Source organism: Chryseobacterium sp. MMO-72, from assembly GCF_037146035.1.
In the GTDB taxonomy this organism is placed as follows: domain Bacteria; phylum Bacteroidota; class Bacteroidia; order Flavobacteriales; family Weeksellaceae; genus Chryseobacterium; species Chryseobacterium indicum.
In genome coordinates, this window is sequence record NZ_JBBCWG010000005.1 from 26,817 (window position 1) to 39,002 (window position 12,186).

The 12,186-nt window shown below is 35.9% G+C and carries 18 protein-coding genes; 15 read left to right on the forward strand and 3 right to left on the reverse strand.

Annotated elements, in window-relative coordinates:
- The first annotated feature begins 10 nt into the window (after positions 1–10).
- The 13 genes from WFH39_RS08790 to WFH39_RS08850 all read left to right on the forward strand — a co-directional run bounded on the left by WFH39_RS08790 (position 11) and on the right by WFH39_RS08850 (position 7,688).
- Positions 11–673: a DNA-binding response regulator gene (locus WFH39_RS08790; protein ID WP_336689612.1), complete on the forward strand. Its 663-nt coding sequence runs from the start codon at positions 11–13 to the stop codon at positions 671–673.
- A gap of 116 nt (positions 674–789) precedes the next feature.
- The gene (locus tag WFH39_RS08795; protein ID WP_214587923.1) at positions 790–1,455 is read left to right on the forward strand and encodes a response regulator; all 666 of its coding nucleotides are present in this window, start codon (positions 790–792) and stop codon (positions 1,453–1,455) included.
- 136 nt (positions 1,456–1,591) lie between these two features.
- Positions 1,592–1,798 (forward strand): hypothetical protein, encoded by a 207-nt coding sequence (locus WFH39_RS08800; RefSeq protein WP_336689613.1) that lies wholly within the window; start codon positions 1,592–1,594, stop codon positions 1,796–1,798.
- 12 nt (positions 1,799–1,810) lie between these two features.
- Positions 1,811–2,149 (forward strand): YegP family protein, encoded by a 339-nt coding sequence (locus WFH39_RS08805; protein WP_235132278.1) that lies wholly within the window; start codon positions 1,811–1,813, stop codon positions 2,147–2,149.
- Positions 2,150–2,153: 4 nt separating this feature from the next.
- A complete protein-coding gene (locus WFH39_RS08810) occupies positions 2,154–3,224 on the forward strand; it encodes a type I restriction endonuclease (protein ID WP_336689614.1) in 1,071 nt (356 codons plus the stop codon).
- A gap of 2 nt (positions 3,225–3,226) precedes the next feature.
- Positions 3,227–3,751 carry an SH3 domain-containing protein gene (locus WFH39_RS08815; RefSeq protein WP_336689615.1) on the forward strand — a complete coding sequence of 175 codons (525 nt, stop codon included), beginning with the start codon at positions 3,227–3,229 and terminating at the stop codon, positions 3,749–3,751.
- Positions 3,752–3,770: 19 nt separating this feature from the next.
- Complete coding sequence (locus WFH39_RS08820) at positions 3,771–4,397, forward strand: PH domain-containing protein (RefSeq protein ID WP_108408931.1); 627 nt, start codon at positions 3,771–3,773, stop codon at positions 4,395–4,397.
- 6 nt (positions 4,398–4,403) lie between these two features.
- Positions 4,404–4,619 (forward strand): TM2 domain-containing protein, encoded by a 216-nt coding sequence (locus WFH39_RS08825; RefSeq protein WP_076391204.1) that lies wholly within the window; start codon positions 4,404–4,406, stop codon positions 4,617–4,619.
- A gap of 11 nt (positions 4,620–4,630) precedes the next feature.
- Positions 4,631–5,047, forward strand: a complete 417-nt coding sequence (locus WFH39_RS08830) for a DUF6804 family protein (RefSeq protein ID WP_336689616.1) — start codon at positions 4,631–4,633, stop codon at positions 5,045–5,047.
- Positions 5,037–5,444: a hypothetical protein gene (locus WFH39_RS08835; protein WP_336689617.1), complete on the forward strand. Its 408-nt coding sequence runs from the start codon at positions 5,037–5,039 to the stop codon at positions 5,442–5,444. Before WFH39_RS08830 ends, WFH39_RS08835 begins: the two co-directional genes overlap by 11 nt.
- A 5-nt stretch (positions 5,445–5,449) precedes the next feature.
- Positions 5,450–6,076 (forward strand): hypothetical protein, encoded by a 627-nt coding sequence (locus WFH39_RS08840; RefSeq protein WP_336689618.1) that lies wholly within the window; start codon positions 5,450–5,452, stop codon positions 6,074–6,076.
- A 75-nt stretch (positions 6,077–6,151) separates the two neighbouring features.
- Positions 6,152–6,790 carry a hypothetical protein gene (locus WFH39_RS08845; protein WP_336689619.1) on the forward strand — a complete coding sequence of 213 codons (639 nt, stop codon included), beginning with the start codon at positions 6,152–6,154 and terminating at the stop codon, positions 6,788–6,790.
- Positions 6,791–6,800: 10 nt separating this feature from the next.
- The gene (locus WFH39_RS08850) at positions 6,801–7,688 is read left to right on the forward strand and encodes a hypothetical protein (RefSeq protein WP_336689620.1); all 888 of its coding nucleotides are present in this window, start codon (positions 6,801–6,803) and stop codon (positions 7,686–7,688) included.
- Between the two features lie 864 nt (positions 7,689–8,552).
- On the opposite strand, the gene WFH39_RS08855 is transcribed toward WFH39_RS08850, so the two are convergent.
- The 3 genes from WFH39_RS08855 to WFH39_RS08865 all read right to left on the reverse strand — a co-directional run bounded on the left by WFH39_RS08855 (position 8,553) and on the right by WFH39_RS08865 (position 10,447).
- The gene (locus WFH39_RS08855; RefSeq protein WP_336689621.1) at positions 8,553–9,002 is read right to left on the reverse strand and encodes a GNAT family N-acetyltransferase; all 450 of its coding nucleotides are present in this window, start codon (positions 9,000–9,002) and stop codon (positions 8,553–8,555) included.
- A complete protein-coding gene (yihA, locus tag WFH39_RS08860; protein WP_087706970.1) occupies positions 8,995–9,618 on the reverse strand; it encodes a ribosome biogenesis GTP-binding protein YihA/YsxC in 624 nt (207 codons plus the stop codon). The genes WFH39_RS08855 and yihA overlap by 8 nt, the downstream gene beginning before the upstream one ends.
- Positions 9,619–9,685: 67 nt before the next feature.
- Positions 9,686–10,447, reverse strand: coding sequence for an alpha/beta fold hydrolase (locus WFH39_RS08865; RefSeq protein WP_336689622.1), 762 nt, complete (start codon positions 10,445–10,447; stop codon positions 9,686–9,688).
- Between the two features lie 272 nt (positions 10,448–10,719).
- On the opposite strand from WFH39_RS08865, the gene mraZ reads away from it, so the two are divergent.
- Positions 10,720–11,178 (forward strand): division/cell wall cluster transcriptional repressor MraZ, encoded by a 459-nt coding sequence (gene mraZ / locus WFH39_RS08870; protein WP_214587901.1) that lies wholly within the window; start codon positions 10,720–10,722, stop codon positions 11,176–11,178.
- Between the two features lie 37 nt (positions 11,179–11,215).
- On the forward strand, positions 11,216–12,109 hold the full coding sequence (rsmH, locus tag WFH39_RS08875; protein WP_108408923.1) for a 16S rRNA (cytosine(1402)-N(4))-methyltransferase RsmH: 894 nt from the start codon (positions 11,216–11,218) through the stop codon (positions 12,107–12,109).
- Positions 12,110–12,186 lie beyond the last annotated feature (77 nt).

A 12,186-nucleotide genomic window follows, 5' to 3' on the forward strand; every position in this document is an offset into this window, starting at 1 on the left:
CCGTTTTGTTATGTTCAGAAAAACTTTAATTGTTGAAGACCAGGAAGTAGCAAATCTGGGAATCATGAGTACCTTAGAAGAATTATTAATTCCGCGTTTCGATTTTGTAACATATTGTGACGAAGCCCTTCAAAGACTGAAAGCTGCAGCCGCAGAAAATGCACCTTATGATCTGCTGATTGCGGATCTCTCTTTTAAAAAAGATCACATTGCACAGAAACTGAAAAACGGGCAGGAATTGATTTATGAAGCCAGAAAAATTCAGCCCGATCTTAAAGTGGTGGTTTTTTCGGTAGAAAGCCGATCGAAAATAATTGATGATCTTTATAAAACGTACCACATTAACGGATTTGTAAGCAAGGCAAGAAATGACGGAAAAGAGCTTAAGAATACCATTAGAAAAGTATTTAAAGGGGAAACCGTGATGTCTCAGGATATTTTAAATGCGATCCGGAAGATTCCCCGTGATCTTGATGAGTACGACCTTAAACTTCTTGAGCTTCTTTCCAAAGGATGTAAACAAAACGAAATTCAGACTTATCTGAAAGAGCATCGGATGGAACCATACAGCATACGATCGATTGAAAAGAGGCTGAATGAACTCCGCGAAATTTTCTGTGCGAAAAACAATATCGAGATGATTGTAATTTGTAAAGATATTGGCCTGATTTAATTTAAAAATCAAAATTGACTGTTTTTCGTTATTTTACGTGAATCCGTAATGGAAGAATTATAATTGCATCTATTTTTGAGGTCTTAAACCTTTATATTTAATTAAACCTTGTAACCATGTTTAAAAAAATTTTAATAGCCGAAGATCATGAAAGCATCAATATTTCCGTACAGAAAACACTCGAGGATCTGAATATTCCCATAGTAGATTATGTATATTACTGTGATGATGCTATAGGAAAAATCCAAAAAGCACTGCGGGAAAAGCAACCCTACGATTTGCTTATTACAGATCTTTATTATGAGGAAGATCATCACACCCAGACTCTTAAAGACGGTAAAGACCTCATCAAAAAAGCAAAGGAATTACAGCCGGACCTTAAAGTCATTGTATTTTCGGCGGAACGTAAAAGCGGAGTGATCGAAAATCTTTTCTCAGACTACCAGATCAACGGGTATGTACAGAAAGCCAGAAACGATTCCAAAGACCTTAAAAAATCTATCGCATCTGTTTATATAGGAGAAAACTATCTTTCTTTTGATCTGAAGCAGGAGATGAAAAAATTCAATAATTATGAATTTTCAGCCTATGATATTGTTATTGTCTCTCTACTTTCCAAAGGAGTACTGCAAAAAAATATTCCAACCCATCTTAAGGAAAAAAACATCAACCCGTCAAGTTTAAGCAGTGTCGAAAAAAGATTAAACAGCCTGAAAGAAGACCTCAGTGTTAAAAGCAATGAGCAATTGGTCGCATTTTGTAAAGACATCGGAATCATCTAAAAATATCAATCAAACAATACAGCCTTTCAATTTTGTTGAAAGGTTTTTTATTTTTTGCCCGTTTTACGGAAAGCCGTAAAAATTACTCATCAAAGCGTGATACTTTTGGAACAGAAAAACAACCACAATAATTATTATGAAAAGATATTACGTACACACAAAAGCTCAGGAAAACGGAGACCATGAAGTACATCATGAAGACTGTATCTTTCTTCCGAATCCGAATAACAGGAAATATTTAGGCATGTTTTACAGTTGTGAAAGCGCAGTAAAAGAAGCAAAAAAAGACTATGCAAAAGCGAATGGATGCAAAACATGTTCTAAAGAATGTCATACCACATAAAAACCAACAACCATGGGAAAATTCGTCATCACACAAAGAGTAAACAAAGAATATCAGTTTAATCTGAAAGCCGCAAACGGTGAAATTATTTTAACAAGCGAAGGCTACGTTCAGAAAGCTTCGTGTTTAAAGGGAATCGGATCTGTAAAAATTAACTCTCAGTACGATTTCAGATACGACAGAAGAATCGCTGTAAACCAAAAAGATTATTTCGTTCTGAAAGCAAGAAACGGCGAAATCATTGGAAAAAGTCAGCTTTACAGCACAAAATCCGGCATGGAAAACGGCATTGCTTCCGTAAAACAGAATGCTCCGGAAGCAGAAATTACAGATGAAACTTTAAAAAAATAAAATCATGGATCTTAAAATTAAACTGGAACAGCTTCACCAGAAAGTAATCGGGCTAAAAGACCAGATCGGGACAGAAGAAGCCACAAAAAACGCTTTTGTGATGCCTTTTATTCAGATTTTAGGATATGATATTTTTAATCCTACAGAAGTGGTTCCCGAACACGTTTGCGACATCGGAACCAAAAAAGGTGAAAAAGTAGATTATGTCATCAAAAACAATGATGAGCCTATTTTCATCATCGAATGCAAACACTGGAAAGAAAGCGCAGACGCACACAATTCTCAGCTTCACCGGTATTATCACGTTTCCAAAACACGATTTGGTGTTTTAACGAACGGTATTGTTTACAATTTTTACACGGATCTGGAAAAGCCCAATATTATGGATGAAAAACCGTTTTTTACCATCAATATTGAAGATTTAAAAGACAGTTCCATCAAAATTCTCGAAAGCTTCACCAAAAAAGACTACAATCTGGAAAGTATTCTGGATTCTGCGGAAGCTTTAAAATACATCAAAGCCATCAGAAAAGAATTCGAAAAAGAAATTGAAAATCCGTCCGATGAACTGGTAAAACTTCTTGTGAACCGTTTCTTCGAAAAGCCGTTAACAGCAAACCGAATGATCTCGTTTAAAGAATATGCCAAAAAAGCATTAACAACTTCTATTAATGAATCCATCAGTTTCAGGCTAAAATCTGCTTTAAGCATTAATGAACAGATCGAACAGCGCGAAGATGATGTAAAAACTTCGCAGCCCATCCATGAAACCACCGAGTCTAAAATTGTAACCACAGAAGAGGAACTGGAAGGTTTCCAGATCGTAAAAGCCATTCTGCGGGAGAAAATACCTTCTTCAAGAATTGCTTACAGAGACACGTTGTCTTACTTCGGAATTTTACTCGACGACAACAACCGAAAACCGCTTTGCAGACTGCATTTTAATACCGCTAATAAATATCTGGAGACTTTCCACAACGGAAAAGATGCCGGAGAAAAAGTTTTATTAAACAGTCTGGACGAAATCTACAATTACAGAAATCAGCTTCATCAGACATTAGAAAATTATAATTAACCATGAAAAAACTAATACCCTTTATTATAATCGCCTTCGGTTCTTTTCTTTTGAACTCTTGCTTTAAAGCAAACGACAATATAGGACACGAAGGAAGATGCACAGGCTCTGCCAATTGTACAGCCTGTTCCAGCTGTTCACGGTGCGGACACTGCAGCAGCGGCGGAACCTGCGGCGTTTGCGGCGGCGGCTCTTCAGAAAGTTATTCTTCCGGCAGAAGTTCAGCAAAGAAAAGGAAAACTAAGAAGCATAAAACTTCCGATTCTTATACTTCTTCAAAAACAAAATCCAATAAACCTCCAAAAGTTTTTATTGATGAGGTAAACGTAGACCTTAGTTCCAACCGATACATTACCGGAATAGCAACCACCAATATTTACGAAAAGCCATCCCTTAGCTCTAAAATAGTAACAAGAGTTTACAAAAACGAAAAATTGGTTCCGCTTTCCAAAGAAGGTTCATGGTACAAAATAAAAGTAAAATCTTCCGGGAAGAAAGGATATGTTTTTTATAAGGATGTAAAATAACTAAAAACAAAATATCATCATGAACTTAAAAAAATTTTTAAATGAAGAACAAGATCCAAAAGCCGTCGAAAAGCTTTTAGGGAGAATCAACAGTCTGCTCACCTCGCAGGAAACTATGGAATACATTGCCGTTCAGAAAAAACCGGTACTCAATTTATCTCCGGACTGCATCGCGCTTACCAACAGAAGAATTATTTTCTGCAGACCCAAAAACTTTGGTTTGTCTATGGATTTTCAGGATTACAGCTGGGTAGATGTTGCAGACTGCCATATTAAGGAAGGGATTGTAGGTTCAACTTTTATGGTAAAAACAACACAACATTTTACCAATATGATGGATTACCTGCCTAAAAACCAAGCCCGAAAGCTATACCAGTTTGCGCAGGAAGTGGAAGAACAAATGCGGGGCGTAAGAAGAGAAAAAAATCTTGAGACCTTAAGAGCTTCCGCAGGAGGAGTTACCGTAAATAATGCAACACCTATTATTACACAGCCCCAGATGTTTCAGGAGGAGAAGAAACCTTTACTGATTGAAAATGAAGATCCTTTTGCTTTATTACAGAAACTGAAAGGACTAAAAGAAAGCGGAGTTATCTCTCCGGAAGAGTTTGAAACAAAGAAAAACGAAATTTTATCCCGAGTTTAAAAAATTATGAAATCAAAATCTACCGCCGCCTTACTTGCTTTTTTCCTTGGAGGAATAGGCATCCACAGATTTTATCTGGGGCAGAACATTATGGGAATTCTTTACCTGTTATTTTGCTGGACTTTTATTCCTGTCATTATTTCCGTTATCGATTTCTTTGCATTTCTGTTCATGTCTGAAAGCCGTTTTAATTACAAATACAACCTTCGGACAGGATTTTAATAGTACAGCATATGAAACCATTTCTCACCTTCTGTGCGTTATGCTGTTTCATCGGTATCTTCAGACTTCCTATAGAATATTATACTTTTCTCAGAATCCTTGTTTCCGCAGGAGCTTTATTGGTTTTGTACAATACATTAACTTTTAAACAGCATTACTTCAGTATAATTTTCCTTATCATCCTTATTCTTTTCAATCCTGTCTTTCCCATTTATCTGTTAAGGAAAAGTGTGTGGATTCCGATTGATGTTGTTACAGGAATTTTATTTCTGCTGATAGGTTTCGTGGAAAAAACCGAACAGAAAAAGGAAGAAGAAATTACCGGGGAAACTTCACAGCCTTCAGTTCCCATCCATCAAAGAGCTGTATCCAGAGACCGAATTATTAATCCTAAAAAACCAAAGGAAGAAAACAATCATGGAGAATAACAACATTACGGAACATCTTAAAGCGCATTTCTTAAGGCTGTATCAAATGGCGATCTGTGATGATGATTTCAGTGCCCTTGAACTGAAAATGCTTTACAACTGCGCCGAAGAAAGAGGCATTTCATCAAAAAATTTAGACGAGATCCTTCTGAACCCTATCAATATGAAGTCGCTGATTCCGCAGACAATCGAAGAAAAAATAGATTATCTATATGATCTTACCGTTATGATCTGGGCAGACGGAATTGTTTCCCCGAATGAATATACCACGATGCAAAAGTACGTTCTGATGTTCGGGTTTATGGAAGAAAATGTAACCGCCATCGTAGATTACCTCATCGAGGCGATACGAACAGGAAAGCCTAAAAGTGAAATTTTATATGAACTAAAAAACTAACCATCATGGATACCACCAGTATAAAAAATTTATTTAAACTAAAATCTGTTCCCGCAGAACCCAAAGAAGAGCAGCTTCCGAAAACTGAAGTAAATACGGAGGAAGAGTCTTCTGAGGAAACACGCAAAAGAACCTACCACGAATCTGGCTATCGGGACAGTTCCCGAACCAGCGGAAACCACTCTACCCTTTCCATCTGTCTGGATGCCGTTTACTCGAAATTTCAGAATGAAGAAAAAGAAATGGTGGAAAAACAGCAACAGCTGAAAGAGTCTTATGTGAATGAACAGAAGAACCGCGAAACAGAAATTAAAGCACTCATTGTTTCGCAGGAAACCAAGGAAGAACAGCTGAAAACCAAAAACAGGGAAGTAGAAAGCCATCAGCAAACCATTGAAACCTTAAACTCAGAAATCATTGATCTTCCCCGAAATCCCGAAAAATATAATGTAAAAGCCACAAAAGGAGCTTCAGCAAAATTTATCATTGGGCTATTTCTTTTAATCCCGATAACTTTATATTTAGGAGTATTTTATATTTCAACTTCCTATTCTGCATTCTTTAAAGGTTTTGACGCAAAAAGCACTGTGATACAAAGTGTTTTTGATCCACAGGCATTAGCTAAAGCCTGAAATGATGGTTCAACCGAAGCTGCTTTTGTCGTTTTAATTCCTTTTGTATTTCTTGGATTAGGTTTTTTGATCCATATGTTTGGAGAGAATAAAACTACAGCCAATTATATCAAACTCGGTTTATTACTTATTGTGACTTTTATTTTTGATGTCATTTTAGCGTATGAAATTGAAAAAAAAATATATGATGTAGAAAAAACTTTTGATTCTCTTCCATTCGATCTTAAAATTGCTTTTACCAAAAATCAGTTTTGGGAAATTATCTTCGCAGGATTCATCGTGTATATTATCTGGGGACTCGTTTTCGACTTTGTAATGAAAGAGCACCGCGAAAAGGATAAGATTAAAAACGAACAGGAAATCAGACAGAAAAGAGTAGAATTTTTTCAGGAAAAAATTAATGTTTTAAAGAAAGAAATTGAAGAAATTCTTGCGGCTATCGGAAATATAAAAGAATCCATCATTAAAATAAGAGGAAGAATTGAGGAACTTCAGAATATTATCGACGGCGTAATTATTCCGACCAAAGATTACAAGCTGTATGCTTCGGAATATGTTCAGGGCTGGATCACGTTTATCGGAGAGAAAATTGCCGTTTCCAGAACGGAAAAACAGACCATGATTGATGAATGCATTTCTACGTATAATACCAATCTGGAAACTGTAGGAGCCAATTCGGATAATCAGAACCTTGTTTATTTATCATCCTTATAAATTACAGAATATGAAAAAAATATTTTATTTATTAATGATTATTTCTTTGGTTTCATGCAATAAACATGAACCCAGACAAACAGATGATGAGAAAAAAGATACCGTTATTGCTGATCCCAACAACATCAACCTGAGTATTTTAATTGATTTATCCGACAGAATCGATCCTAAAACGAACCCGAATCCCACAATGGAATATTTCCAGAGAGATACCGAGTACATCAAAGCCATTGAAAAAGGATTTTTAAACCACATCAAATCTAAAAAAATCATTACCTACGAAGATCAGATGCAGGTTTTCTTCAATCCGGAACCTTTAGATCCGAAAATGAATGAACTTACCAAAGAGCTGAAAGTTTCCTTTGATAAAAACACTCCCAGAAACTATTTTGATCAGGTGGATAAAAAATATTCGGAATTACCGACAACGATCTATCAGTCAGCCATAAAAGACGGAAATTATGTAGGTTCTGACATTTGGGAATTTTTTAAAAATAAGGTAAAGGATTACTGCATTAAAAACGACCACAGAAACATATTATTTATTCTTACCGACGGATATATGTATCACGAAAACACAAAATTTTCGGAAGGGAGCAAAACCTCTTATCTTACCGGCAAACTCATCAATGCCAATCATCTTACGACTTCCAACTTTAAAGAAGTTATAGAAAAAAATAAATTCGGCTTTGTAAAAGCCAATGATAATCTGAACAACCTCGAAGTCATCGTCTTAGGAATCAATCCGGAAAAAGGAAATCCTTTCGAAGAAGCCGTCATCAAAGAATACTGGGAAAACTGGTTCAAAGAAATGAAAATTAAAAATTATCAGATCAAATCTGCGGATCTTCCTTCCAATTTGGAACCTATTATCTTAAAAGCCATTTCCGGAAAATAAAAATATTAGAGGCTGTATCACAACTCGTGAAAACAGCCTTTTTTTTATGTTTTTTCTCGACCTTCTGTCTGAGAATGGTTTTTTATACATACGATTCTCAACCCACATCATTGAGTTATAAGACTTCCTCCAACCGTTTTATTATACTTCTTGTACTTTTTATTCTAGTCCGCTATGTTTTTATTTCGGTTCTCGGCATTTTTGCTTTAGCACAGCGTATTTTTAGTTTAGCGCAGTATATTTTTATCATTGCTCACTGTATTTTTGTCATTGCTTACTCCATTTTTGTTATTACTCACTATGTTTTTGTTGTTGCTCACTGTATTTTTGTCATTACTCACTACATTTTAGTTGTTGCTCACTATGTTTTTGTTGTTGCTCACTGTATTTTTATTCATGCACTGCATATTTTAGTGTACTAAATAGTAAACTTATCTAAAGGTGCAAAAGATGGTAATACTTTAATGGTTTAAGTTTAAAGCTTAAATGAAAGAAAAGAACACATAAGTTAAAAAAATCAAAGATTTTTCAATCAATTTTATCAAAAAGTCTGTTTAAACTTTTATTTAACCGCAAAAGGAACAAAAGATCTATTAAATTTTTTATTTAAAGTTGATCATTACAAATGAAAAAGAAAACAATAGTTTTTAAAAATCTTTGATTTTTATTCTTTTGAGCACTTTGATTATCTTGGAAATTCGCTTTAACATCATCTTTTGTCCCTTTTGCGGTTAATTCTGAAATTAGTTTAAAGATAAAATCTTTACGCTTTTTATAAAATATATATTCAGCTTCTTGCGTCTTGGCGAAAAACCCAACACATGATCTAAACAAAAAAGCGAAGAATCAATTCCTCGCTTTTCTTTATTTTCTGAGCATTTCCGTATGCGGAATGTCGTCTTCCAGATATTTTTTTCCCGTATCTTTAAACCCGAAATCTCCATAAAATTTCAGCAGGTAATCCTGCGCAGAAATCCTGATTTCAGAAGTCCGAAAACGGTTTTCGATCGTTTCAACCGCATATTGGATCAATTGTCTGCCTAAGTTTTTTCCTCTCGCCTTTTCTGTGGTTAAAACTCGTCCTATTGAAGCTTCATCATATTTTATTCCTTTGTCGAAAATCCTGCAGTTCGCCAAAACTTCTCCGTCTTCTTCTGCCCAGATGTGAACTGCTTTCTGATCATAGCCGTCTAAATCCGGATAAGGACAGTTCTGCTCCACTACAAAAACATCAATCCGGGCTTTTAAAACCGCATACAGTTCGGGAACCGTAAATTCGTCGAAGGTTTTTATTTTCCAGACAATATTACTCATCAAAGCTTACATTATTATTGATCAAAAATTCATTGGTTTTCTGGATAAAACTTAAAATTTCATCACCACCCTCCTTCTTTTCTGCTGAGGTTACATACAGTTCTGGCAGATCTTCCCATGTTTTGTGAAGCTCTGCTTTATAATCCTCCACATTTTTTATCACAACATTCGGCTTCAGCTTATCTGCTTTTGTAAACACAATGGAAAACGGAACGCCGCTTTCACCGCACCACTGGATGAATTCCAGATCAATATTCTGAGGCTTATGTCTGGAATCTACCAGAACAAAAAGATTAACCAGATTTCTTCGGTTCAGAATATAATTGGTGATGAGCTTTTCAAAATCCTTTCTGATCGATTTCGAAACTTTTGCATATCCGTAACCCGGCAAATCCGTAAGATACCAGTTTTCGTTCACTAAGAAATGGTTGATAAGCTGGGTTTTTCCCGGAGTCTGAGACGTTTTCGCCAGATCTTTATGATTCATCATTGCATTGATGAGCGAAGACTTTCCTACATTTGATCTTCCGATGAAAGCATACTCAGGAAGATTCGGTTCCGGGCAATCCTGCCATTTTCCGCTGCTCTTTACAAATGTTGCTGTTTTAATAACCATTTTTGTTGAATATTTTTAGAAAAACAAACCATTAAGAAAAGCTCTTAATGGTCATTTTATATTGTAATTAAACTTTATCTTTTACCCAGTTATAAAGAATTTCATTAAATTCATCCGGCTTTTCCATCATCGCTGCATGACCGCAGTGATCGATCCAGAACAGGTCTGAATTCGGAATAAATTTATGCATATCTTCCGCCACCTCAGGAGGAGTTACATTATCCTGTTTTCCCCAGATCAGACAGGTTGGTGTTTTAATCTTTGGCAGATCATTCAGCATATTGTGTTTGATCGCGCTTCTCGCCAACATTACGGTTTTTATTCCCTTCATCCTGTCATTTACCACTGCGAAAACTTCGTCTACCAAAGCTTCGGTAGCCACAGAAGGATCATAAAAAACCTCTTCCGTTTTCTTTCTTATATAGGAACGGTCATTCTTTCTCGGAAAACTGTCTCCGAAAGTTCTTTCATAAAGCCCTGAACTTCCCGTAAGAACAAGATTCTTAATTAAATCCGGTCTTGCCAGTGTAAGAATAAGACCGATATGACCGCCCATGGAATTTCCTACAATGGTTACAGGAGCTTCAATATGGGTTTCTATAAATTTGGCAATATATTTTGCTAATGTCGTAAGATTAGTATTGAGTACCGGCAAATCGTAGATCGGCAGCTGAGGAACATATACCTTGAACCCCCTGTCTGAAAAAAAATCTACCATCTTATCGAAATTACTCAAACCACCCATTAACCCGTGCAACAGCACCAATGGATGTCCTTCCCCTGCTTCAACGAAAGTATATTTCTTTTCTTTTTTTGTACTAAATATCATAAAATGCCTTAATAAAGCCTTGCAAAAATACAAATTAAACCTCAAAAATATTTTGATTACCCTAATTTAAAATAAAAATAATATACCAAACTCTTTTTTAACGGTTTTTTTGAAAATCTATTTATTATGGCGTAAATAAGAGGTTTATCAACATCCAACATATCAACCTATTACACCATCAAAATTAAATCTTTAATAAAACTTATTAACATTAAGGGAAAAAGTGGGAAAAAGTGGGAGATTTTAGAAATTATTATATAAATTTGTCCCAAATGAACAGTTTCATTGGAACATATGAGTGTAAAATTGACGACAAAGGCCGGTTAAAAGTTCCTTCCTCTTTAATCAAACAGATGGAAAACTTCGACGACAAGGCGTTTGTAGTCAAAAGATCTGTGTTCCAACCCTGTCTGGAAGTTTACCCCATGAATGCATGGAATAAAGTGATGGGCAAAATTAATAAACTGAACAGATTCATTAAAAAGAATGCTGATTTCATTAGAATGTTTACGGCAGGTGTAAAAATTGCGGAGCTGGATAACGCCGGAAGGTTACAGATTTCTAAAGACCTTACTGTTTTTGCAAATCTTCAGAAAGAGATTGTCATTACCAGTGCAGGAGAATTATTTGAAATCTGGGATAAGGACGATTACGAAAAAGTAATCTCCATCAGTGAAGACGATTTTGCGAATCTTGCCGAAGATGTAATGGGCACATTCGAAGAAGAATAACTGCGTTGTAAAAACGTAAAAAAACACAACTAAAAACATGTATCATAACCCCGTTTTGCTGAAGCAGAGTGTTGATGATTTGGTGACGAATCCAGACGGAATATATGTGGACTGTACTTTTGGTGGCGGCGGCCATTCAAGAGAGATATTGGGCAGACTTTCGGATAAAGGAAAACTGTTCAGTTTCGATCAGGACTTGGACGCACTTAAAAATACAATTGATGATCCGAGATTTACGCTCATTAATCAGAACTTCAGGTTTCTGGAAAACTCTTTATTAATTTACGGAGTTTCTCAGGTGGACGGAATTCTGGCTGATCTGGGTGTTTCTTCACATCAGTTTGATGAAGCAGAAAGAGGTTTTTCTACGCGAAGCAATGCTCCGTTAGACATGAGAATGAATGTAATGCAGGGTCTTGATGCCAAAAGAGTGATTAATGATTACGATGAAGAGCAGCTTGCCGACATTTTTTATTATTACGGTGAACTGAGAGAAGCAAGAAAACTGGCAAGAGATATCGTTCATCACAGAAAAACAAAAAGCATCGATACAACGGAAGATCTGAAAAAACTATTCAGTTATCTTCCGCCGCATAAAGTAAATAAATTTTATGCCCAGTTGTTTCAGGCAATACGCATTGAAGTAAACCAGGAGCTGGAAGTTTTAAAAGAAATGCTCGTACAGGCATACAACGTTTTAAAACCCGAAGGAAGACTGGTGGTCATCTCTTACCATTCTCTGGAAGACAGACTGGTAAAAAGATTTTTGAAAAACGGAATGTTCGAGGGAGAACCCGAAAGAGACATTTACGGAAATTATAAAAAAGCATTCGAGCTGGTAAAGAGCAAAGCCATCATTCCCGATGATAAGGAAATTGAAGAAAACTCAAGAGCCAGAAGTGCTAAAATGAGAACAGGAATTAAAGTATAAAAGTGAATATGTGAATTGTGAATCGTCAATTTTAGTTCAATTCAGAAAACTTGACAATTAACCACGAAGTGAATTCA